The following is a 23004-nucleotide window of genomic DNA, read 5'->3' on the forward strand; positions in this document are numbered from 1 at the left end:
CATGATGAAAAAAGGCGCAAAACTGGTCTTTGTTCTAATGGCCAGCCTACTGACTAGCTTTTCGGTTTTCGCACAAAGCCTTCAAGCCAGTGTAAACAAAACTCAGGTGGCGAAGAACGAAGTGATCAATTTAAGGATCATGGCTGACACAGAACTAGGCTCTGGTGCGATTGATTTCAATGTCTTGAAGAAAGATTTCTTTTTAGGACAGCCTCGTTACGGCCGCTCAAGCAATAACATCAATGGCCACACATCGGTTCAAACGGAATGGAGCATCTCTATCGCACCAATGAAAGAGGGGGTGGTGACGATCCCAAGCTTTACCGTGGATGGCATGAAGACAGATCCAATTAAGTTACGTGTCACCAAGAATCAAGCCGAGCCGAACTTAAACGATTTATTTAACTTTGATATGAGCGTGGACAATCACACCTTGTATCCTCAACAATCAGCAACGCTTCGCATGCAGTTGGTGATTAAAGTGGATCCTCGCCGCTTAGATAACCCCCAAATTGTGCCACCAAGCATCGATGGGATGAAACTAGAGCCTACGAGCGACATGAAACAAGGTCAACGCGTGATTGATGGTCTTGAAGTCACTATCGTTGAACAAGCGTTCCGTATTACTGCAGAACAACCAGGCACCTACATGCTTAATGGTCCGAAACTGACAGGCTCTTACTTCTATGGTGACAGCCTAACGGGTTCAACCCAGATAATGCCGATCAATACCAAAGCAGAACAAATGCCTATTACCGTAAAGCCTATTCCTAAGGATTTTAAAGGTAACTGGCTACCAGCCTCTGCACTGGAAATGACACAAAGCTGGCAAGGTGAGCAAGGCAATCCATTGTCAGAAAATGCCGTCAGCACGGTAAAGCAAGGATCTTCGATTACTCGCACAATTCGTATCCGTGCTCGCGGTACGCAAGCAGAATATCTACCTCGTGCCGGTATTGTCTACCCTAGTACGATACGTGTTTATTCAGAACAGCCGCAGTTCGAAACCGCTCGCGACGGTACGGTGACTATGACGGTTAAACAAGTATTGATTCCAACTGAACCGGGAGAACTCACGCTACCTAGCTATACAGTTAACTGGTGGGACAGTAACCGAGACCAAACAAGACAAGCCGACATTTCGGCGCTAAAACTCAATGTCGAGAAAAGTGACAGTGGCTTAATTACGCTGCCAGAAAGCGCGTTACCAGCACAGCCGGCAACCACCTCTGAGCAAGCGACTCAAAGTGGTGTTGAATCTATATGGCAAACACTGTCCTTCGTATTTGGCGTGCTGTGGCTTGTCTCTTCGGCGATTGCATTGAGACTATGGAAGACACGTGCCGAACCACGCGTTGAGAAAACTACGAATACGAACAACAGTTCCTCGCTTCAAGAGCTAGAGTACATCATTAAACAAGGTGACTGTGCTAAGATTGAAAGAGCGGTTAATGACTACTTAAACACTCACCACTTCAACAATGATTCTGAAGCAGTGAAAGCAGTAAAAGAAGAACTGAACCTGATGAACCAATCTCGCTTTAGTGCAACTCAACAGGAGTGGATGGCAAATAATCTGATCGCCCAGATCAAACAACTGGCCAAAGAGAAGAAAAGCAAACCTAGCCACCAGCTAGAAAAGTTATAGTGATTACCAAAAAAGCCCCTCACTAGGAGGGGCAAGAGTACCATCGCTTATAGTTATTTGTGTATATGCCAGTAAATGTGTTGATTAACCGAAATCACCGTTTACATAGCCTTGGGTACGATCATCTTTCGGACTATTGAAGATCACTTGTGTGTCATTGTGTTCAACCAATTCTCCCATTAGGAAGAACGCAGTGCGGTCAGAAATTCGACGAGCCTGCTGCATAGAGTGCGTGACAATAACAATGGTGTAATTCTTCTTTAGTTCTTCCATCAGCACTTCAATTTTGTGCGTTGCTATCGGATCAAGCGCTGACGTTGGCTCGTCCATCAGAATCACATCTGGCTCCATCGCAATGGTACGTGCGATGCACAGACGTTGCTGCTGACCACCTGATAGGCCAAATGCGTGTGACTTAAGACGGTCTTTTACTTCGTCCCAAAGTGCTGCACCGCGCAGTGAGCCCTCAACCACTTCATCAATGTGTTTCTTATCTTTGATGCCTTGAGCACGCAGACCGTAAGCCACGTTCTCATAAATACTCATTGGGAACGGATTTGGCTTTTGGAATACCATACCCACCTTGATGCGAAGGTCAGCAACGTCGATGTTGCCGTAAATGTCTTCACCGTCCATTGACAGCTTACCAGTGATTTTTACGCCTTCGATAAGGTCATTCATGCGGTTCAAACAACGTAGTAGTGTTGATTTACCGCAACCAGATGGGCCGATCAGAGCCGTAACCTGACGGACTGGGATTGGCAGGTTGATTGATTTCAGTGCTTGGTTGTCACCGTAAAACAGATCTAGGTTTTCAATATCAAACTTGTTCATTTTCTTAATCTCTTAAATCTTGAATTCGTGTCTTTTAACGTGCGTTCTTAATTCGTTTCGTTAGTAAGTTGCGGTGTTAAAACGTCTGGCAATCAATTTTGTTAACATGTTGATCAGTAGAACAACAACAATCAGAACTGTCGCGGTACCGTAAGCCTGATTCCATTCTTCAATGGTAAACAGTTCGGTAGTCAGTTTGTATAAGTGCACGGTTAGCGTACGACCAGAATCCAATAGCGAATCCGGAATACGTGCAACCATACCTGCTGTCAGAAATACTGGAGCAGACTCACCAATGACACGACCAATACTTAGAATGATCGAGGTTAAGATACCTGGCATTGCGCTCGGAAGAATCAAACGCCAGATAGTGTAAATCTTAGATGCACCTAGGCCGTATGAGCCTTCACGGTACGTTTGTGGTACTGCCATCAACGCTTCTTCCGTGGTACGGATGATAACTGGCAGGATTAGGATACTTAGCGTCAGTGCCCCCGATAGAATCGAGAAGCCAAGGCCAAGAATCGCCACGAAGAACGTCATACCGAACAGGCCGAAGATGATCGACGGAATACCCGCCAATGACTCAGTGCAGAATCGGATGATTTTCACCAAACGACTGCCCACTTTTGCGTATTCGGTCAAGTAGATTGCCGTCATGATACCGAGTGGTGCTGCCACTGCGATAGATGCGACAACCATGTAGATGGTCGCCACAATCATTGGGAAGATACCGTGCTCTTCACCTGTGCGCGTGTAGTTATCAGTAATAAAGCTCCAATCTACGTGTTGTAGACCGTTTGATAGGATGTACCAGATAATCCAGAACAAGAAACCTACCGTCAGTGCCGCCGAGATCCAGACAAATGCGTTAAAGACATTATCTTTGAACTGGCGTGCTTTTTTCAGTTTTGCGCGATCCATAATAGTCACCTTTAACGAGCGATTACTTCGCTTTTTCTCGGTTTAGGTAAAGTAGTACAGCGTTCAACGACATGATGAAGACCAGAAGTACCACACCTGTAGCGTAAAGTGCGCTCGCGTGAACACCACTTGCGTAAGACATTTCAATTGCGATGTTTGCGGTTAGCGTACGTGCCGAATCAAGGATGCCTTCTGGCATTGCTGGCGCGTTACCCATTACCATAATGATCGCCATGGTCTCACCCAACGCACGGCCAATACCCAGAATCACACCTGTCATGATGCCTGAGCGAGCCGCTGGAACGAGCAATTTAAAGATGGTGTAAATTTTCGATGCGCCCAGTGCCAAAGAACCTTCTTTATAAGTACGAGGAACCGCACGGATAGACGTTTCAGATACCGTAATTACCGTTGGTAGAATCATCACACCAAGTACAATGATACCAGCCAGGATAGTGTTACCTGCTGGTACATCAAATACGTTCTGAATCAATGGAACGATAATAACCAGGCCGAAGAAACCGTATACCACTGAAGGAATACCTGCGAGTAGCTCAACCGCTGGGCGGATGATGTCAGCTAAACGCTTTGGTGCGATTTCTGCGATGAAGATAGCGGTCAAGACACCAACGGGAACACCCACTAGAACAGCACCTGCTGTCGATACGATAGAAGCAACAATCATAGTTGCAACACCGTACAGTGCTGGTGGTAACCAGTTTTGGCCTAGAACGATGCCCGAGATGCCGGCTTCTTGGAATGCAGGAATACTCTCTCGAACGATGAAGTATGCGATAACTGCTAATGATACGATGCCGATTACAGCACTCGTTAGGAACAAGCCGTGGAAGATGCGCTCTTTCCAGTCAACGCGTCGTTTTTCGCGTAGGCCTGGCTTGCTGATCGCTTTAGCGTCAGTACTCATAAGCTTTTCACTATTTGTTGCGATGGTCATAAAAATCTCACGGTTCTTAGCAATGCGTCGAACACAATGGATAGAAAAGGCTCAGCCCGAAACGTTGGGCTGAGCAAAATTAGAATCCCCATAGGATTAGTTAACTGAGATATAACCTTTTTGGTCAACAAGCGCTTGCGCTTCGTCAGTTAGCATCCAGTCTAGGAATTTTTGAGTTTCAGCAGATGGCTTGCCTTCTTTGTAAAGAACAAGGAATGGACGAGCAACTTTGTATGAACCATTCTTCACGTTGTCTACCGATGCTTCGATACCATCAATTGGAAGTGCGTTTACAGACGCATCAACGGTACCAAGAGAAATGTAACCGATTGCGTACGGGTTAGAAGCAACCATTGTCTTCAGTGCACCATTACCGTTAGCAACTTGAGCGCGTTGAGAGATGGCAGAAACTTTCTTACCAGAAATCTTCATTTTTAGAGACATGATGTCTTCGAATGCGCCACGAGTACCAGAAGCCGTGTCACGAGTGATTGCAACGATTGGCTTGTCTGCACCACCAACGTCTTTCCAGTTTGTTACTTCACCTTTGTAGATCGCAGTAACTTGCTCAGCTGTTAGGCCCGATAGTTTGTTTTTTGGGTTAACAACCACTGCGATCCCATCTAGAGCAACGGTCTCTTCTTTCAGAGTAGGCTCTTTCTCAGAGTCCTTCAGGTTACGAGAAGACATACCTAGGTCAGCAGAGCCATTCTTTGCAGCTTTAACACCCGCAGATGAGCCAGGGCCTTGAACTTCGATAAATACGTTCGGGTTTGTCTTCATGTATGTTTCAGAGAAAACTTCCATCAGTGGAGTTACGCTGCTAGAACCCACAGCAGAGATAGTTTCTTTAGCAGAAACAGGAGCCACTGCCATTGCACCTAGAAGTGCGATTGCACCGATTACTGTCTTTTTCATCACAATTTCCTTTAAGTGGCTTTATTACCGTCGTGTTTCACTTGAACGATTCTCACTTTAGAACCCCAATGTGACAGTTGTGTTTCACTTAATTGAAGCCTCTATGACACTTTGCCGTTTTCCTGATACAAAAAATCCGAGTGACAGCACTCGGATTTTTAATATCTATATAATATTCAGTAAAGATTAATCTTCTGAACTAGGCTCTGCTGGCTTCTTCTTAGGGATGAAGACGTTATCCCCCACAGCCACATGTTGATAGAAGCTTTTATCGCGTTTAACTGGCTTCTTCGCGACTTTCTTCGCCTGCGGACGCGCTTGCTTAACGGTCGCCTTCTTATTACGGAAATCTTTCTTAGCGGGTTTAAGACCTTTGAATTTACCTTTTAGATCTTCAAACACTGAGAAGCTCAGATCTTGCTGTAGGTATGCTTCAACACGCTTAAAGCTGTCCCAATCTTTAGGACCAACCAGAGATACGGCATCCCCTTTATTACCAGCACGACCAGTACGACCAACACGGTGAACGTACTCTTCTGTATGCTTAGGCATATCGAAGTTAATCACGTGTGTTACCGTCGCGATATCTAGGCCACGAGAAGCCACGTCCGTTGTTACTAAGATTTTAAATACTGCGCGCTCAAACTGACTCATGATGGTGTTGCGTTGAGTCTGGTTTAGGTTACCACTTAATGCAACCGCCTTTAGTTTCTGCTCATTCAACTTTGCAGTCAGGCGTTCAGTGTCATCACGAGTTGCAGTAAATATGATAACTTGACGGTATTCCGCTTCAGAAAGCACTCGCTCCAGAATCGCTTCTTTATGATCTAAGTGATCACACAAGTAGAATCTCTGCGTGATATCTTTGTGCTCTTCGTTCGACACACCAACAGCGATACGCTTTGGCGCGTTTAACATCTCAGAAGCGATATCATTGACTTCAGCATGGTCCAAAGTCGCAGAGAACATCAGTGTCTGACGACGGCGGTGCTTTGCCGCGTTATGAATGCGACGAAGTTCTGGTGCAAAGCCCAGATCCAACATACGGTCCGCTTCATCTAGGATAAGAGTTTCCAAGCCATCAAGGTGCAGTGAACGGTGTTCCAGGTGATCCGCTAAACGCCCTGGCGTTGCGACAATGAATTTCGGATAACGGCGAAGTGCTTTCACTTGGTCATTAAAGTTCTCACCGCCTAAGATCAAAGTGGCCTCGTAAGTCAAGCCCGCTAACATAGAACGAAGCTCACCGTATACCTGTTTCGCTAGCTCACGCGTTGGCGCAAGGATAACCGCTCGAGGGTCTTTGGCAGAAAACGACTTCGTCTTTAGAGACTTATGAAGCATTGGCAATACAAATGCCAAAGTCTTACCCGAACCCGTTTTAGAAGATGCCAATAGATCCTTGCCTGCAATCGCTACAGGAATTGCCTGTTTTTGAATGTCAGTCGCTTTTTTAAAATCGTAATGTTTTAGGTTCTTCAACAATCGGTTGTCTAGGCCTAGATCTTTAAATTGCAAAGTATTCTCCAATAAATCAGTAAACGTCCGAGCGTTTTTCAGTGTCGTTTCCGCTCTAACGCAGCAAAAAATAAAAGCCTGCTATAATACCGCAAATCATAAGAGTATAGATAGAGATCACACAAACTAATTCCACAAGAAAGAATAAAGTTTCCTCTAAGAAACTTTCATTTGCGTCAATATCGTCTAAATTATTGATATCAGGAACGTAGCAAAAATGACCTGCATCGAACCTGTTTAGAGGCTGTAAGACGTAGTGAATGCTAACTTTTGTCAAACTAAAGTTAGCATTCTTAGCGGGTACCCCATGAAATTCTTGGATTTTTTTGACTTTTGCTACATCATGTACTGATAGAATGTGTCCACATTAATCCCCGCTGGCACATGAAACAACACTCATTAGGCGGGACTTTCACTATAAGCAAGGAGTTCTTACATGAACAAAACGTTGATCGCAGCTGCAGCAGCTTCAGTACTTCTACTAGCTGGTTGTGCTTCTTCTGATGACGCAGCAATGGCAAATGCAGAAAAACTAGACCAACTAAGCAACCAAGTTAGCCAACTAAGCCAAGACGTTCAGTCTCTACAATCTGACGTTCAAGCAGCAGGCGGCGCAGCTATGGCAGCACAAGAAGAAGCTGCACGTGCAAATGAGCGTATCGACAACATCGCTCAGTCTTACACTAAGTAAGATTAATTACCGCGCTTTAACAGCCGTTAAGGCGCGGTAATTTCTACAGGAACCCCATTCTGAGCAGCAATCGTTGCTTTCGCTTTCACATCCGTCATACCAAACTCATCTAGCCACCAACCGAGCTCTTTCGGATACTCTAAATGCTCTTTTTCACCATTACTGCGAGTTAAAGGCTCATGCGCTTCAATAAACACGCTTCGGTCTGGCTCTAATGTTACTTTCACGGGCTGATTAATAACGCGCACTTTTTCGCCACGCTGCACTTGCTCAAATAACCACTCAATATCTTTAGGGTCCATACGAATACAGCCAGCACTGACGCGCATACCAATACCAAAATCTTTGTTAGTACCGTGAATCAGGTACTCACCATTACCATAAGCCAAACGGAGAGCAAACAAACCTAGTGGATTATCCGGCCCAGCAGGAACGACCGCAGGTAAGCTGATGCCTTTTGCTTTGTATTCAGCACGAATAGAAGCTGGGGGCGTCCAGGTTGGGTTGGGACGCTTTTGGCTGATGCTAGTGCTCATCACTGGCGTATCTCTGCCAATACGGCCAATACCCACAGGGAAAACATGCACAACATTTTCGTTTGCTGGGAAATAGTAAAGACGCAATTCAGCCAAGTTAATAACAATGCCCTTGTGAGGAACATCAGGTAGGATTAACTGAGTAGGAATAGTGAGCACATGCCCCTCTTTAGGGAGAAAAGGGTCAACACCTTTATTAGCTGCCATTAACGCAAGTATGCCAACGTCATAATACTTAGCAATATTGGCCATGGTTTCACCATGTTCAACCACATGATTTTCCATGCGACCTATCACACGAGCCCCATCATCTGGTAATGCGTACATCTTAGCGAATGATATCCCACTCACTAATGACAACGATACTGATAACAGGGTTCGTTTCGCGATACTCATTGGACGCTTCTTGCTAGGCATCTCTTTATTCCTTGGCGCTTTTGAAGAGCCGTAAGGTTATCTCTCTTTCTACCTTGTGATCAACCATTGGCTTGTGATATTCCAGTAAAGAAAAACCATGCCATTTCCAAGGGTTGTGTATGAACTTATTAGGCACAGGATTTATTTCCGGAATCCAGTGGCGAACAAAACGCCCATCGGGATCAAATTTCTCTCCCTGAGTAACAGGGTTAAAGACTCGAAAGTAAGGCTGTCCATCGCAGCCTGTCGATGCACACCATTGCCAGCCCCCATTGTTTGCTGCGAAATCCCCATCTACCAATTTGCTCATGAAGTATGCTTCTCCCCAACGCCAATCAATGTGCAAATCTTTTGTCAGGAAACTGGCGACAATCATCCGTAAGCGGTTGTGCATCCAGCCTGTAGTATTAAGTTGTCGCATTGCTGCATCAACAATTGGGTAACCAGTAGTGCCCGTTTTCCAGCGCTCAAATGCTTGCTCATCATAGGACCATTGAATTTTCTCTTCCCATGGAGTAAAGCCTTTCCCTTTCACCAACTTTGGCTCAAATACCAATAAGTGTTGGTAAAACTCGCGCCAAATGATTTCACTCAACCAAGTGGCTTTCCCTTCACTCAAATCAGGTAATGGATTCTCCGCGTATAGCCTCGCGATACATTGCCTTGGCGATAATGCGCCAATAGCAAGATAAGGAGATAATTGACTCGTACCATCGATCGCAGGGATATCTCTTTCCGCATGATAGGCATCACTGTGCTCTCGGACAAACTCTCTTAGCTGTTCAACTATATCAGTGGTTGAGGCATACCAATGCTCACTAGATTCGCGTGGATAAGAAAAAGGGACATCTGGATGATAGCGTTCGGCTTCAACCAATTGGATCGCTTCTTTAGGTAGCTCTGCCTGTGGTTCTGGTTTTGACACCATGGGCATTTGGAATTTCCTCATCCAAGCACGTTTGAATGGCGTGAATACCTTGAAGTACTCACTTTGCTTGTTTAATACCGTTGTTGGCGCATGAACACACTTATCGTGGAAAGCTTCAAACGTAATTGCTCTCTGATACAAGGCATCCATCACTTCTCTATCAAGCGCTTGCTCGTTGACTTCGTAGTGAATGTTTGCCATGACACTTTTTGCACCCAAAGATGTTGCCCATGCTTGAATCACTTCGGTCACATCGTCAAACTTCGGCACTTCTTTATATAGAAGCGGAATGTTTAGGTCGGTGAGTTCTTCAGCGAGGTGCGCCAAACGTCGTGCAATAAGATCCGCCTGCATAGGAGCCATGTGATGCTCTTGCCACTGGCTCGGAGTTGCAACATAACAAGCAACAGCAGGCTCGCCACTTTCTAACGCAGCCTGCAGTGCCATGTGGTCTAACGTTCTTAAATCACGTCGAAACCAAACCAGAATCATGTCGTCTCCTTACGAAGATTTAACTATTTTTGAGGTGAAGCTTTTCAATCACTTCAGAAAATTGAACTTGTTCAGGATTCAGAGCTTTCATCGTTCGCAGCGCATCTACTTGTTTTATTTGCAGCGCTTTGTTGGAAAAAAAGTGGAGGTATTGGTATCGGTGCAGCACATCATGATCAATCAACCCCGATACATCATCCACTTTATCAATTAGCGTAATATGCAAACCTTGTTCGCAAAGCTTTGCCGCTTGAACCCAACTCTCAGCCTCTCTAGCCTGTTCAAAACTCACCAATAGACACTTTCCTTTCGATGCGGTTTTGTTCTCAGAATCCACGACCACGGCAAGTCGGGTAATCAAACAAGTTTGGAACAAGCCCAACTGTAGTGAACGTAGCGATACTTTCACCAAGTCTAACGCTTCAAACACTGGGTTAATCAGTTGCTCGATGACTAAGTTCAATGGGTACTCTTTCAGAGCATTAGATAACAACGTTTCTGTTTTGCCACGATTTAGCTCTGACAAGGCTTTCAACATGGCTTGGACTCCTTCTAAGCGCTGGATGTCTGTCGCCACAACAATATCTGACTTTTGACCAAGCAATCCTTTCACTTTGCCGATAGCAACACCTTTGGATAACCATCCTTGTATTTCACGAATAGTATCGAGATCTTGTTGTCGGAATAAGCGGTGCCCTTTTTCTGTCCTTTTCGGTTGAACGAGGTTATAGCGCCTTTGCCAAGCTCGGAGAGTGACGGGCTTAACACCCGTTAGCTCTGAAACTTCTCGAATTGCGTATAGTTTTACTTCTTGGCTACAAACCATAACGTAATCTCATCTCCTGTGGATGTGGGTCTATATACTTCTGTTTTTGTAAGTACTCATCTGGGTATGCATTAAGGTAATGTTTAATTAATGTCAGAGGGGCAAGCAGTGGCAACAAACCAGATCGATAATTGCTGATGACTTCTGCTAACTCTGCTTTCTCTCCGGCGTTCAGGGATCGCTTAAAATATCCTTGCAAATGCATCAGAACGTTGGTGTTATTCTTGCGGCTCGCGCGGTTTTGTAGCGCCTTCATCAAACCCAGACGATATTCATTGTAGAAGCCTTCGATTTCATAGTTCGCTACATCTGCCACCAATCGGCCAAGAGAACGGTACGACTCAGGATGATGCGCCATTAGCGTGAGCTTGTAACGCGAGTGAAATTCGATAATTTTGCCACGGGTTGGCTCTCCATCCATCGACTCATAAAAATCATTCAAACAGTAAACGCGAGTGATGAAGTTCTCTTTTAATACAGGATCGTTCAGGCGACCATCTTCCTCGACTGGCAACCACGGCATTTTTTCCATTAACGTTTTGGTGTACAAGCCAACGCCTTCTTTTGCCGCATTATTTTTGCTGTACACCTTTACACGTTCCATACCACAAGTCGGTGATTTAGCGCAGACAATATACCCACAAAGTTGCTCGCCTTGCAGTTCATTCACTTTATTTTCTGAATAGGCAAGCATGTTGTCTGTGTGGTCGTTGTCTGGATTTTTTGTCTCGACCAATGCAATACGTTCTTCATTACTGACCAAGCGGATAGTCGGACGCGGCACAGACATGCCTACACCAACTTCTGGACACACAGGCACGAAACTGAAGTATCCATCTAACTCTTTAGTGACGAAGTTGCTGATTTTATGGCCCGAATCGAAACGTACTCGTTCTCCAAGTACACAAGAACTGATACCGACTTTGATTGAAGATTCCATAACGAAGCATCCTATACAAAATGTTTTGTTGTATAACTTATAGTAAGTCAATTCAAATTGTACAAGAAAATAAATTGTACAATTTAACCGTTTTACTCATTCAGACAGGATTTAGATCAGACGATTTGAAAAAAAATTTAGCGCGATATAGGGATTTTGTGCATGCAATCGACAAACTGCTCAAAAGCAAATCGATTGCCTTTTGGCTTTCAACAGATTTAGTTATTAAAAGATTATTTAGACACTAGAACCGACCATTTTGTGACTTAACACTCAAGCCCCCTTGCCCTGCGCCAATATTATGGCCTCAACGAAAACGAACAAGTTCAACAGAATTGGTAATAGCACCTATAATTGATGCGTTTTACCTGAACAAAACTTTGGAGAGCACTTATGGCAACCCCACACATTAACGCACAATCAGGTGATTTCGCTGAAACCGTTCTAATGCCAGGCGACCCGTTGCGCGCTAAATACATCGCAGAAACGTTCCTAGAAGATGTGAAACAAGTTTGTGACGTGCGCAACATGTTCGGCTTTACTGGCACTTACAAAGGCAAAAAAGTTTCTGTAATGGGCCACGGTATGGGTATCCCATCTTGCTGTATCTACGTACACGAGCTAATCGCTGAATACGGCGTAAAAAACGTTATCCGTGTAGGTAGCTGTGGTGCAGTACGTGACGATGTTAAACTGATGGACGTTGTTATCGGCATGGGTGCATCTACAGACTCAAAAGTTAACCGTATCCGTTTCAACAACCACGACTTCGCAGCAATCGCTGACTACGGTCTTCTAGAAGAAGCAGTAAACCAAGCGCGTGCTCAAAATGTACCTGTAAAAGTTGGTAACGTATTCTCTGCAGATCTGTTCTACACACCAGAAGCTGACATCTTTGAGAAGATGGAAAAACTCGGCATCCTAGGTGTAGACATGGAAGCGGCTGGTATCTACGGCGTAGCTGCAGACCTAGGTGCGAAAGCGCTAACTATCCTAACGGTTTCTGACCACATCATCCGTGGTGAAAAACTAAGCTCAGAAGAGCGTCAAAAGTCGTTCAACGACATGATGAAAGTTGCACTAGAAACAGCAATCAACATCTAAGAAACACCTAAGTAATAAATTGCAGCCGGAGCCTGAACGGCTGCACGTATGATCCCGAGGGGGCGATTGTGTCTAACGGCGAACTGCCAAAATCGCCGCACTGGATCACACCTCTTATGATGATGTGTCACGTTTTGTTTCAGAAAAATTTACGCCATAAGCAAGTGAAGCGCCGCCCAAGCCATTGGAAAATCTGCGTGAGCGGATCGATCAAAAAAATCAGACCATGCTAGCGCGAGCGAATGTTGAAGCTCCATTGAATAACCTCTTTGTTTTTCATTACCCATCGAAAGGCGCATTAGTTCGTCCTCCGTATACGTCTTATGCCAACTATTTACACGTGATTGATATGTGCAATCCTGAGAAACGAGTCACTATTTATGTGCCTCAAGACTATTTACTTCGTTCGACCGCACTGAGTGTCTGTTTATAGAGGATTAAACAGGGCAACATCGATCTAATGTATGTAGAAGAAGATGCCAATTAGGACATGGCTGCGCCATTTGGCAAGATTGATATCGTCTACATGAGTTGGTGGCGAGATCGTTGGGCAATTTCTAGCCAAGGAAATAATCACAAAGGTATTTGTTACTTAGCCGGGGATAAAAACAAGTCTGAAGAATGGTTCAATGTTGGCACGACCCGTCACGTTCAATTCTACCAAAATCGCTTTCAGCTCCTTTTTGAGAGTTTCATCAACGAGCCACGTCGCAAATTACGACCTGCAGGTATTTTACCCCTGTTAGATATATTCAGAGCTTGGTATAATTTGTGCTGTCAAGATAAGTAAGGGCTTACCGCAGCTCAGAGGCTGAAAGTAAAGTCACGTATGCACCTCTGACGATTAAACCATTGCTGTCATGACTATCTAACACTTCTCTAATTAATATGTGGTAAATAGGTAGTGAACAATGTATATATTACGGTACTCAATACCTTATTGTGTGTGGCATTGACACCATACACAAAGTGAGATGCGCATCACATTTAGACGCCATTACCACATCGTTAGTTATGGATATCAACGTTGGACAAAAGCCAATTTCAGCTAGAGACCGAGCTCAATAAAGTTAAAGGGCAAATTAAAGCCGACCCTGAACGGGCTTTCCGTATCGCAGAACAGTGCCTTATTCGCGCTGAGCAAATCCTGTTTATTGACGGTGAAATAAAAGCACTGATCATTATGGCGCATAGCTGCTGGTGTCAAATGGATTACCGACAGGGGCTTAAACTCGTCAAAGGTGCCCATCGCAAACAGACTCATTTAGACAACGATGATCACCTGCCTGAAATTCTCCACCTGTTTGCTTTGCAGTACTGGGGACTAGCAAAATATTATTCCGCTCAGCAATATTGGATCAATGCACTAGAAAAATCCGCACTTGTTGATGATATTGAGACCCAAATTGAAGCCTTAATTGGATTAGGCAATGTCTGGCGGATCACCAATGAACATCAGCTTGCGGCTTCCACACATGAGCTTGCGGTCAAAGTCGCAAACAATGTCCGTATTGCATGGCTGGAAGGGAAAGCTCGTATACTGCTAGCATGGGATTACTATTTACTGAACAACTTCGCTGAAATGCTGACGGTCTTGGACGGTGCAACAGAAACCCTAAAAGATCATACCGACTGTACTTGGCAAGCCGAAATTTGGGATTTTAGAGGCCTAGCCTTACTTGGGTTAGGGCGACTAGATGCGGCCGAAGAAGCAACAGAAAAAGCTCACCAGCTGGCGATTGAGCAAAACCTATCTTGGATGAAAGCGCACTCATCCATTAGCCGAGCGCGACTTGAACTCCTACGTAAAAACACCCAAGGAGCGGTAAAACTATTGGAAGCGGCTGAAGAGTCAGCCCTAAGCTTCGACAACGGTGAGTTGCTTAGCCAAATATTTTTTCAACAATCTCGAGTAGCAGAAGAGCAAGGCGAATACGAGGTTGCATTCAAAGCTTTTCAAAAATACCGTCAACACGCCATCAAAATGCTCAAAGAGCAAGCGCATCGTGAGACCATGGATAAAGCCCATGGCTCAAAGCGCCAGTTAGAACTGCGAGCCAAGAAACAGATTAACCGTATTCGCGTCCAACATGAATACGATCCGGAGAAACAATTTTCTAACGTGGTTTCTGAGACCTATTGGTGGGAACAATTGGTTCTATTTAAAACAGAACTTAAGCATTCAAATCACGCCGTGATCATGATCCAACACCATAACCCTGCGGTCCTAGATGCCTGTACTGAACTGGTACACTCTTTGGCCATGCCAAGCGACTTAATTTCCCGTATTAGCAGTACCCGACTTGCTTTGCTCATTGCCGAAAAAGGCCAAGCCGCCCAGGAGCTATATCGCACGGTTTGTTCCATGATGGACATCTACCCTTGGAAGCGGCGTGGTTTTGTCACTGTAAAACCCACCCTCTATCTACAAGACATCCTAACCTTCCCGTTCACTCTTGAGCAGTTGGAAGAAAGCCACATTGAGGTAATGAAGAATGGAACGACTGCTCAGTAAAATCACCGATGCAGGAATGGATCCCTCTTCTGTTGCAGGCGAAGAGGCGCTCATTTTTTGGGAGTATATTCGTAACCACGTCGCTGTAACCAACCAAGAGAAAGCACATTGCCATATTATCAGTGCTGAATACCGCCATAAACTTCAACAACTCAATGAAAGCATTGAAGAGCTGAGGCATGCCGCCACCTTTCTCGAATTACCACAAGACGTTGAAGATATCTTGCTACTCAAAGCCAGCCTCAGTGAACGTTTGGTAGAGAGGGGCGATTACAATGACGCTCTCACGGAATACGCGCTATCGACCAATATGGCCGTTGAATACGGTTATATAGATCATTATGTCCTCGCTCTCATCGGTATGGGGAACCTTTGTGATACCTATGGCGACCATAACCGTGCACTGCGTTTCTACCAGAAGATTGATGCTATCGACCATGCCATTGGCAGTCGCTCTCTTCGATTGCGGTACAAACTCTGCATGCTAGCCTGCTATATCACACTGCAGCGAATCGGTGTCGCCGCCGACCTAATACACGAATGTGAAGAACTGAGTATCCTCGTAAGTGATAAAGACCTAGCCAATCAAATCCACTTATATCGTGCTAAATTCCATCGTCTCCAAAAAGAATACCACCAAGCACTTGCTGCCATCTCACGCATTCAATATGGACCGAGAAAGGCCTACTCACAATGGTTTTCCACCATGGTCAAAATTGAAGCAGCCTATTGCTTAAATGGTGTTGGCCGTCAGTCACTGGCAAACTTATTACTCGATTCAAGAGACAAACGAATCAATAAACACACCTCGCCGCTGATCGCTTATCGCTTTTACGATGCGGTAAGCCAAGTGTGTGCCTCTCAAGGACAGTTTAAAAAAGCGCTTAGCTACGAAAGAAAGGCGTTCCGAATAGAATCAGATTTGGTCAAACACATTCCAATCAGTGAACTTGGTTCTGCTCAGATTAAACGCCTTTCTCGCTTTGAATTACAGCTCAAATTAATCCTATCTGAGATTGAAAATAAAGAGCTCAAAGAGACCACAAAACAGCACAAACACACCGTTGCTCAGTTGCAGCAAGACGTGTTCACCGATCCGCTGACTTCCCTGCATAACCGTCGTTGGCTAGAAGTAAAGTTGAAAGATCTGCTGCTCCACGATACGCCATTTGCCTTAATGGTTATTGATATTGACCACTTCAAGTCAATCAACGATGAGCTCAGCCACCTAGTTGGAGACAAAGCCATTCAAAATGTCGCTAAAGAATTGACAAGCTACTTTAAGATCCACGGCGCATCCTGTGTTCGCTTTGGCGGTGAAGAATTCTTAGCGATATTGGAAAATACAGAATTAGCGCGTGCTGAAATGCATGCAGAAAACTACCGCGAGCGCATCTATCAATACAGCTGGCATGAAATTCTTGGCGAGCGAGGACTGACCGTTTCCATTGGCATTACGCTTCATCGAGATGGCGAAAATACCCAACGTACTTTCTACCGAGCTGACAAAGCACTCTACCGAGCCAAAGCCAATGGCCGAAATCAAATTTGTACCGAACTATAACAAATGCCCCGACTTTCTATTGAAAAACGGGGCGCTTTCTTTGCAATCGTTTTACAAAAAGAACAAAGAAATACCCGCCAAGGCGAATAAGGTGCCAAGTATACTTTTTAGGCTGATCTTCTCTCCTCTCATCGCGCAAATAATCAAAATAAATAACGGGCTCGTAGCAATCAGCGTCTGAGCAATAGCTGGATTGGCATACTTTACGGCAACCTGCTGCAGCCACAACGCTAAGAACGTGCCGACAAAAATCGCTAGCAGCAACCAACTCATCGCTTTGCTTCCCATTTCTGCAATGTATTGTTTGACGGTACTAAAGGGAGCTGGCTCTACCATTTTGATCACCATACATACCGCCAACACGCCAATGCTCAATCGAATCAACGCACCAAGTAGCGGCGGTAAATCACCTGCAACCAGTGCATAGTGGGAAATCACTACACCTGAAGCCTGACAAACACTGGCAAGTAAGCCAAAGAGAATACCACTCCGATTGATTGCCCGCCCTGAAGAGGATGGCTGAAACACCACGAAGGTCACGGCGACAATCGTAGCCATAATCCCTAACCAACTTTGCGCGCTCAATTCAGAGCCAAGAAACGCTAAAGCAAGCACTCCAGAAAGCGGCGGTGCAAGGGATTCCAACAATAGCGTTTTATTGGGGCCAATCCGTTTTAATGCCGCAAAATATGCAGAGTCCCCAATCGCAATACCAATCACTCCCGAAAGTGCGAGCACGACCAGATAAAGAGGTTCAATCTGAGTCGTTGGTAAGCCTTGGGGTAAAAACGGCATTACCGCTAACATCATTATGGATGCGATAACACCTTTAACAATGTTCAACTGCATTGCAGAAAATCGATGGCTAAATTGGCTATATATCAATGTGGCGACAGCCCAAACTATCGCAGCACAAAGTGCGGCAATTTCACCAAAATATTGCACTGTGTTACTCCTTCGTATTCCACGTAGCACCGATCATTTACAGTAAGATAACCTATAAAACTCTTGATTCATCGATATTTTTATCAAATACTCAAACAGTTAATTTACGTAAGTTTTATTTTTAGCAACAATACAGGGAAGTAAGATGTTTCTAGACTATTTTGCACTTGGGTTACTCATTTTCGTTGCTTTAGTTATCTTCTACGGGATCATCGTCATTCACGACATTCCTTACGAAATAGCAAAAGAGCGTGAGCACCCACACCAAGACGCGATTCACTACGCTGGCTGGGTAAGCTTATTCACACTTCATGCACTTTGGCCTTTTCTATGGATTTGGGCAACATTATGGCGAAAAGAGCGTGGATGGGGCTTCAAACAACTCGAGCGAGAAACCCATGATATACACCATCGTCTCGAAGAACTGGTTGATGAGGTTAATGAGCTGAAAAACGAAGTCACTAGATTAAAACAGAAAAAACCATCACAAGCTGTCTCATCACAACAAGAACAAGGTAAGGAGGATCAATAATGGATTTACTACTGGTTCTAACTTACGCCGCGCTTTGTATCGCAATTTTCAAAATATTCAATATCCCGCTCAATAAGTGGACAGTGCCTACCGCTGTACTTGGTGGTGTGGTGTTAATCGGCACACTGATACTATTAATGAACTATAACCACCCCTTCACCCAAGTCGGTAACCAAGTATTTTCGACGACGCCCGTCGTATCAGGGGTGCGTGGTCGAGTGATTGATGTCCCGGTTCAACCAAACCAACCTCTTCAAAAAGGGGATATTCTGTTTAGGATCGATCCTATTCCTTTTCAAGCCGAAGTAGACCGACTACGCGCTAAGGTAAAAGAAGCCAGTCAAGGTGCGTTAGGGTTAGAATCGAGTGTGCAAGAAGCGGATGCTGCGGTACTACAAGCGCTCGCTGAACGCGATAAAGCACAACGTGAATTTGACCGATACCAACGTGGTTTTGACCGTGGTGCGTTTACCGAACAACAATTGGATACTCGTCGTCAAGCCTTCAAGGCAGCGCAAGCCGCACTTGAAGTGGCCCAATCTAAACAAGATCAAGCACAAATCGCGTTAAACTCTGAAGTCGGCGGTGAAAATACCCAAGTGGCAGCATTATTAGCCGAGCTGAGAAAAGCGGAATTCAACCTAGATCAAACTGTAGTGACGGCACCAACCGACGGTTATGTAACTCAATTAGCGTTACGTCCAGGCGTCATGGCCGTACCTCTTCCCCTTGCTCCGGTCATGACCTTTGTTCATACAGAAGAAAAGATCTACGCCGCCGCATTTCGTCAAAACTCACTGCAACGCCTAGAGTCAGGTTTCGACGCGGAGTTCATATTCCGAGCGCTACCGGGAAAAGTTTTCAAAGGCAAAGTGATGGAAGTACTACCCGCTATTGGTGAAAGCCAAATCCAAGCGCGTGGTAATTTACTTGACACCAATGCACTACGCACAAGTGGACGAGTATTTGTTAAATTAGAAATCACTGACGATCTAGAACCGTACCATTTGCCTATGGGTACAGCGGTAGAGGTCGCGGTTTACTCTGACAGCTTCACCCACGTATCTATCATGCGCAAGGTACTCATCCGGATGAAAAGCTGGCAAAACTATCTCTACCTAGATCACTAATTTATCGGTAAAAAAAAGTGTAATCAGGGGCTGACAGTTAGCCCCTGATTTCATTTTAGCCATCCAGACAGATAGCATTCCCTATTTTTTTATTATTCTGTATAATTCGCGCCTTATTTTTGATGCTTGCTAAAAACTAAGCCAGTCAAAGGCGTGTGTGAAGCAAATGACACACCCCCTAAAGAAATTAGAACAAACAATGAACCAAACGCTTCTAAAATAAAGCAAGTGAACGTTCTTTAAAATCGACAATGAACTGAGGTTATCTATGAATCTTTCTGCTAAAACCGTGGTGGTTATTGCAATCGGTGCTGCCCTTTATGGTATCGGTGGTCTGCCAATGTTTGGTATTCCAGTCTTTGCAAACACGACGCTAAAACCAGCAATGGCGGTGTTGGCACTGTTCTCAGTCTTATTCGGCCCTCTTGTTGGCTTCTTGGTCGGCTTTATCGGCCACTGGGTAACCGATCTATTTGCAGGTTGGGGCGTATGGTTAACTTGGGTGCTTGGTTCAGGTATTGTCGGTTTGATCATCGGTCTTTTCCCTTCTCTGACACGTAACCGTCTAGAGAAAGGAGATTTCAATATGAAGGACTTTATGTTGTTCGTCGTACTTGCTCTATTGGGCAATGTGTTTGGTTATGGCTGCTCAGCTTTCCTAGATACCATTTTGTACGCAGAACCGTTCACTAAGGTATTCACTCAGCTGTCAATCATCGCGCTGGGCAACACTATTCTTATTGCAATTGTTGGCTTCTTCATTCTTAAATCTGTCGCCAAACGTAACAAGCAAAGCCGCAACTTAACAGAGGCTTAATATCGAATGACAATCGAATTTTCTAACTTCTCTTTTAGGTATGAGTCGCTGGATAAACCGACGCTAAAAAATATCAATCTAAGGATAGAGAAAGGAGAGAAAATCGTCATCATCGGTCCAAGTGGTAGTGGCAAATCTACCCTTGGCCAATGTCTTAACGGGCTGATTCCACATGCAATCAAAGGGGAAGTCACAGGCACGTTGACCATCAACGGCCTCGATACTGCTCCTTTTGATATGCACCAATATACCGAGCAAGTTGGCACCGTATTACAAGATACCGATAGTCAGTTTGTTGGTTTAAGTATTGGTGAAGACATTGCTTTCGCGCTGGAAAACCAGCTTATGTCTAACATCGATATGTACCCGTTGGTCAAAGCCACGGCAAAAATGGTCGATTTAGACCTGATGTTAAAACGCTCTCCACACGATCTTTCGGGTGGACAAAAACAGCGCGTTTCTTTGGCTGGTATTCTGGTGGATGATGTCGACATTTTGTTGTTCGATGAACCACTTGCTGCGCTCGACCCGAAAACCGGTAAAAAAACCATCGAGATCATCGATGAACTGCATCGCGAAACGAGCAAAACAATAGTCATGATCGAGCACCGTCTTGAGGATGTGTTACACCGCTCAGTTGATCGCATCATCCTAATGGAAAGCGGTGAGATTATCGCGGATAGCAGCCCAGATGAGCTCTTAGCCTCGCTTCTGCTAGAGGAATACGGCATTCGTGAGCCGTTATACCTCTCTGCCTTAAAGCAAGCGGGATGCACTATCCAAAGTAACGCAAAGCCATCACACTTAAATACGCTGCCGCTCGCTCAGTATAAGTCTGCCGTCACAGGATGGTTTGATGAAGCAAAAACGCCAGCAACAGAGCCAGAAACAGAGACAATATTAAGCGTACGTAATCTGACGTACTCCTACGATGGTGAGAAAAACGCCCTGGAAAACGTCAGTTTCGATATTCAACGTGGTGAGTTCGTATCGGTATTGGGTAAAAATGGTTCTGGAAAATCCACCATTACTAAGCTTGTGATGGGCGTGATTGAGCCAGACAACGGCTCGATGACATTGAACGGTCAAGATCTTAGTGAACTGACGATTTTTGAGCGCAGCCAAAAGGTTGGCGTAGTCATGCAAAACCCGAATCATATGATTTCTCATCACATGATTTTCGATGAGGTCGCATTCGGACTGCGTAATCGTGGTATCGAAGAGAAGCTCGTTGAAGCTAAAGTCCTTGAAGTGCTTGATCTGTGTGGTTTGAGCAAATACCGCCACTGGCCAATTGAAGCGTTAAGCTACGGTCAGAAGAAGCGCGTGACGATTGCGTCTATTCTTGCGCTGGAACCTGAGTTACTTATTTTGGATGAGCTAACCGCCGGTCAGGATTACCGTAACTACACCTCTATGCTTAGTTTTATCGAGAAGCTTAACCGTGAGTTAGGTATCACTGTGATGATCATATCGCATGACATGCACTTGGTATTGGAATACACCACACGCTCTATCGTGATTGCAGACAGCAAACTGATTGCCGATGCGCCAATGACTCAGGTATTTAGTAACCCAGAGTTATTAGATCAAGCTAACCTAACCACAACTAGCTTGTACGAACTGGCCATTGAATTAGGTATCGAAGACACAAACGGCTTTATGCAACATTTTATTGATGCAGAGAAAACCAACCGAGCAAAAACAACGCTGCCTATCAAAGGCGTTGAGAATGAAAACATTGAGAACGTAGTGGCATGAAAGACAACAAGATGAAGTTTGGTATCAACTACATTGATACCCAATCACCACTGCATCAACTGAATGGCATTACTAAGTTTTTGATGTTCATTGCTTGGGTTACGGTGGTACTCACCACCTTTGATTTACGCATCATTGCGGTGTTAATCATTACTGGCCTTTGGTTATTAAAAATGACCAAGGTTCCATTTCATGTATACAAGCCGCTATTGATCGGTACAGCCAGTGTCTTGATGATGAACGCCTTGTTTATGTTTGCATTGGCACCACAGCAAGGCTCTGAATACATGGGCTCAACTACGGTACTACTGTCGTTGCCAGGTCACTACTCGCTAACCCAAGAAACCTTGTTCTATCTTGTGACTGTCACCTTAAAATACTTCAGCATGTTCCCGATCGCTTTGGTGTTTGTGTTCACTACGCATCCTACCGAATTTGCAGCAAGCTTGAACCGTTTAGGCGTGCCGTACAAAATCGCCTATGCGGTCAGTTTGACACTGCGCTATTTGCCAGAAGTGAAAAAGGACTTTGTTAACATTATGCATGCTCAACAAGCACGCGGCGTTGAGCTAAGTAAGAAAGCACCATTGTTCACTCGTATTAAGAACGTCGCGAAGATTCTTGGCCCTTTGATCTTCTCAAGCCTAGATCGCGCGGATCAAATCTCTAATGCGATGACGTTACGCGGTTTTGGTCGTCATTCATCTCGTACATGGTACAGCCTGAAGCCGCTGACCAAAGCCGACATGATATGTATGGCTGGTATTGTGGTGATTGTTGTTGCAGCGATCAGTAAACGGGTTATGGATACTCACCTTTTCTGGTATCCGTACTGAATCTAATGCAACACAAACAAAAATGGGATGGCAATGCATCCCATTTTTATATCACTCAATAAAGTCTTACCTTAGCTCCATCTCAACACGCGAGTCTGAATCCTACATCTGATTTCACTTAGGCATAGCACTTACTTTTGCATGCTGTTGCGATCGCCCTTCAAGTCACAAAA

Annotated in this window: 20 protein-coding genes and 1 pseudogene; 11 read left to right on the forward strand and 10 right to left on the reverse strand. The window is 44.8% G+C overall.

Annotated elements, in window-relative coordinates; all coding sequences use genetic code 11:
• Position 1: 1 nt before the first annotated feature.
• Positions 2 to 1648 carry a BatD family protein gene (locus AK965_RS02870; RefSeq protein ID WP_099078189.1) on the forward strand — a complete coding sequence of 549 codons (1647 nt, stop codon included), beginning with the start codon at positions 2 to 4 and terminating at the stop codon, positions 1646 to 1648.
• An 84-nt stretch (positions 1649 to 1732) separates the two neighbouring features.
• Here the strand turns inward: AK965_RS02870 and pstB are convergent, their stop codons facing one another.
• The 5 genes from pstB to AK965_RS02895 form a co-directional block, all read right to left on the reverse strand.
• A complete protein-coding gene (gene pstB / locus AK965_RS02875) occupies positions 1733 to 2482 on the reverse strand; it encodes a phosphate ABC transporter ATP-binding protein PstB (RefSeq protein WP_099078190.1) in 750 nt (249 codons plus the stop codon).
• 60 nt (positions 2483 to 2542) lie between these two features.
• Entirely contained in the window at positions 2543 to 3406 is an 864-nt protein-coding gene (gene pstA, locus AK965_RS02880) for a phosphate ABC transporter permease PstA (RefSeq protein ID WP_099078191.1), read from the reverse strand.
• Positions 3407 to 3428: 22 nt separating this feature from the next.
• A complete protein-coding gene (gene pstC, locus AK965_RS02885; protein WP_099078192.1) occupies positions 3429 to 4361 on the reverse strand; it encodes a phosphate ABC transporter permease subunit PstC in 933 nt (310 codons plus the stop codon).
• A gap of 96 nt (positions 4362 to 4457) precedes the next feature.
• Positions 4458 to 5279, reverse strand: coding sequence for a phosphate ABC transporter substrate-binding protein (locus tag AK965_RS02890; RefSeq protein ID WP_099078193.1), 822 nt, complete (start codon positions 5277 to 5279; stop codon positions 4458 to 4460).
• Positions 5280 to 5465: 186 nt separating this feature from the next.
• A complete protein-coding gene (locus tag AK965_RS02895) occupies positions 5466 to 6809 on the reverse strand; it encodes a DEAD/DEAH box helicase (protein WP_099078194.1) in 1344 nt (447 codons plus the stop codon).
• Positions 6810 to 7233: 424 nt separating this feature from the next.
• On the opposite strand from AK965_RS02895, the gene AK965_RS02900 reads away from it, so the two are divergent.
• On the forward strand, positions 7234 to 7488 hold the full coding sequence (locus tag AK965_RS02900; protein WP_099078195.1) for an Lpp/OprI family alanine-zipper lipoprotein: 255 nt from the start codon (positions 7234 to 7236) through the stop codon (positions 7486 to 7488).
• 26 nt (positions 7489 to 7514) lie between these two features.
• Here the strand turns inward: AK965_RS02900 and AK965_RS02905 are convergent, their stop codons facing one another.
• The 4 genes from AK965_RS02905 to AK965_RS02920 are packed head-to-tail and all read right to left on the reverse strand — an operon-like array spanning position 7515 to position 11627.
• Complete coding sequence (locus tag AK965_RS02905) at positions 7515 to 8441, reverse strand: L,D-transpeptidase family protein (RefSeq protein WP_099078196.1); 927 nt, start codon at positions 8439 to 8441, stop codon at positions 7515 to 7517.
• Positions 8442 to 8445: 4 nt separating this feature from the next.
• Complete coding sequence (gene phrB, locus AK965_RS02910; protein WP_099078197.1) at positions 8446 to 9861, reverse strand: deoxyribodipyrimidine photo-lyase; 1416 nt, start codon at positions 9859 to 9861, stop codon at positions 8446 to 8448.
• A 19-nt stretch (positions 9862 to 9880) separates the two neighbouring features.
• The gene (locus AK965_RS02915; RefSeq protein WP_099078198.1) at positions 9881 to 10687 is read right to left on the reverse strand and encodes a MerR family transcriptional regulator; all 807 of its coding nucleotides are present in this window, start codon (positions 10685 to 10687) and stop codon (positions 9881 to 9883) included.
• Positions 10677 to 11627, reverse strand: a complete 951-nt coding sequence (locus tag AK965_RS02920; protein ID WP_099078199.1) for a DUF523 and DUF1722 domain-containing protein — start codon at positions 11625 to 11627, stop codon at positions 10677 to 10679. The genes AK965_RS02915 and AK965_RS02920 overlap by 11 nt, the downstream gene beginning before the upstream one ends.
• 393 nt (positions 11628 to 12020) lie before the next feature.
• Between AK965_RS02920 and deoD the strand changes: the two genes are divergently transcribed.
• From deoD to AK965_RS02940, 4 genes and pseudogenes are all read left to right on the forward strand, one after another.
• Positions 12021 to 12731 (forward strand): purine-nucleoside phosphorylase, encoded by a 711-nt coding sequence (gene deoD / locus AK965_RS02925; protein WP_099078200.1) that lies wholly within the window; start codon positions 12021 to 12023, stop codon positions 12729 to 12731.
• 97 nt (positions 12732 to 12828) lie between these two features.
• Positions 12829 to 13595 (forward strand): annotated as a pseudogene (locus AK965_RS02930) (lactate dehydrogenase); the annotation flags it as partial.
• A 163-nt stretch (positions 13596 to 13758) separates the two neighbouring features.
• On the forward strand, positions 13759 to 15246 hold the full coding sequence (locus AK965_RS02935) for a lipopolysaccharide assembly protein LapB (RefSeq protein ID WP_099078201.1): 1488 nt from the start codon (positions 13759 to 13761) through the stop codon (positions 15244 to 15246).
• The gene (locus AK965_RS02940; RefSeq protein WP_099078202.1) at positions 15227 to 16810 is read left to right on the forward strand and encodes a GGDEF domain-containing protein; all 1584 of its coding nucleotides are present in this window, start codon (positions 15227 to 15229) and stop codon (positions 16808 to 16810) included. Before AK965_RS02935 ends, AK965_RS02940 begins: the two co-directional genes overlap by 20 nt.
• Positions 16811 to 16861: 51 nt before the next feature.
• Here the strand turns inward: AK965_RS02940 and AK965_RS02945 are convergent, their stop codons facing one another.
• The gene (locus AK965_RS02945) at positions 16862 to 17755 is read right to left on the reverse strand and encodes a DMT family transporter (RefSeq protein WP_099078203.1); all 894 of its coding nucleotides are present in this window, start codon (positions 17753 to 17755) and stop codon (positions 16862 to 16864) included.
• A 145-nt stretch (positions 17756 to 17900) separates the two neighbouring features.
• On the opposite strand from AK965_RS02945, the gene AK965_RS02950 reads away from it, so the two are divergent.
• From AK965_RS02950 to AK965_RS02970, 5 genes are all read left to right on the forward strand, one after another.
• The gene (locus AK965_RS02950; RefSeq protein ID WP_099078204.1) at positions 17901 to 18287 is read left to right on the forward strand and encodes a DUF3302 domain-containing protein; all 387 of its coding nucleotides are present in this window, start codon (positions 17901 to 17903) and stop codon (positions 18285 to 18287) included.
• Positions 18287 to 19417 (forward strand): HlyD family secretion protein, encoded by a 1131-nt coding sequence (locus AK965_RS02955; protein WP_099078205.1) that lies wholly within the window; start codon positions 18287 to 18289, stop codon positions 19415 to 19417. The genes AK965_RS02950 and AK965_RS02955 overlap by 1 nt, the downstream gene beginning before the upstream one ends.
• A 268-nt stretch (positions 19418 to 19685) precedes the next feature.
• Positions 19686 to 20234 (forward strand): ECF-type riboflavin transporter substrate-binding protein, encoded by a 549-nt coding sequence (locus AK965_RS02960; protein ID WP_099078206.1) that lies wholly within the window; start codon positions 19686 to 19688, stop codon positions 20232 to 20234.
• Positions 20235 to 20240: 6 nt separating this feature from the next.
• Entirely contained in the window at positions 20241 to 21995 is a 1755-nt protein-coding gene (locus tag AK965_RS02965; RefSeq protein WP_099078207.1) for an ABC transporter ATP-binding protein, read from the forward strand.
• Positions 21992 to 22831: an energy-coupling factor transporter transmembrane protein EcfT gene (locus AK965_RS02970; RefSeq protein ID WP_099078208.1), complete on the forward strand. Its 840-nt coding sequence runs from the start codon at positions 21992 to 21994 to the stop codon at positions 22829 to 22831. The genes AK965_RS02965 and AK965_RS02970 overlap by 4 nt, the downstream gene beginning before the upstream one ends.
• Positions 22832 to 23004: the final 173 nt, after the last annotated feature.

The sequence above is a fragment of the Vibrio sp. PID17_43 genome, from assembly GCF_002608565.1.
GTDB lineage: Bacteria > Pseudomonadota > Gammaproteobacteria > Enterobacterales > Vibrionaceae > Vibrio.

Coding starts and splice junctions, on each gene's coding strand:
- AK965_RS02955 (WP_099078205.1), top strand. CDS start 18,287: ATGGATTTACTACTGGTTCTAACTTACGCCGCGCTTTGTATCGCAATT.
- AK965_RS02915 (WP_099078198.1), bottom strand. CDS start 10,687: ATGGTTTGTAGCCAAGAAGTAAAACTATACGCAATTCGAGAAGTTTCA.
- AK965_RS02960 (WP_099078206.1), top strand. CDS start 19,686: ATGAATCTTTCTGCTAAAACCGTGGTGGTTATTGCAATCGGTGCTGCC.
- deoD (WP_099078200.1), top strand. CDS start 12,021: ATGGCAACCCCACACATTAACGCACAATCAGGTGATTTCGCTGAAACC.
- pstC (WP_099078192.1), bottom strand. CDS start 4,361: ATGACCATCGCAACAAATAGTGAAAAGCTTATGAGTACTGACGCTAAA.
- AK965_RS02970 (WP_099078208.1), top strand. CDS start 21,992: ATGAAAGACAACAAGATGAAGTTTGGTATCAACTACATTGATACCCAA.
- AK965_RS02870 (WP_099078189.1), top strand. CDS start 2: ATGATGAAAAAAGGCGCAAAACTGGTCTTTGTTCTAATGGCCAGCCTA.
- AK965_RS02900 (WP_099078195.1), top strand. CDS start 7,234: ATGAACAAAACGTTGATCGCAGCTGCAGCAGCTTCAGTACTTCTACTA.
- AK965_RS02905 (WP_099078196.1), bottom strand. CDS start 8,441: ATGCCTAGCAAGAAGCGTCCAATGAGTATCGCGAAACGAACCCTGTTA.
- AK965_RS02890 (WP_099078193.1), bottom strand. CDS start 5,279: ATGAAAAAGACAGTAATCGGTGCAATCGCACTTCTAGGTGCAATGGCA.
- pstB (WP_099078190.1), bottom strand. CDS start 2,482: ATGAACAAGTTTGATATTGAAAACCTAGATCTGTTTTACGGTGACAAC.
- AK965_RS02920 (WP_099078199.1), bottom strand. CDS start 11,627: ATGGAATCTTCAATCAAAGTCGGTATCAGTTCTTGTGTACTTGGAGAA.
- pstA (WP_099078191.1), bottom strand. CDS start 3,406: ATGGATCGCGCAAAACTGAAAAAAGCACGCCAGTTCAAAGATAATGTC.
- AK965_RS02950 (WP_099078204.1), top strand. CDS start 17,901: ATGTTTCTAGACTATTTTGCACTTGGGTTACTCATTTTCGTTGCTTTA.
- AK965_RS02965 (WP_099078207.1), top strand. CDS start 20,241: ATGACAATCGAATTTTCTAACTTCTCTTTTAGGTATGAGTCGCTGGAT.
- phrB (WP_099078197.1), bottom strand. CDS start 9,861: ATGATTCTGGTTTGGTTTCGACGTGATTTAAGAACGTTAGACCACATG.
- AK965_RS02940 (WP_099078202.1), top strand. CDS start 15,227: ATGGAACGACTGCTCAGTAAAATCACCGATGCAGGAATGGATCCCTCT.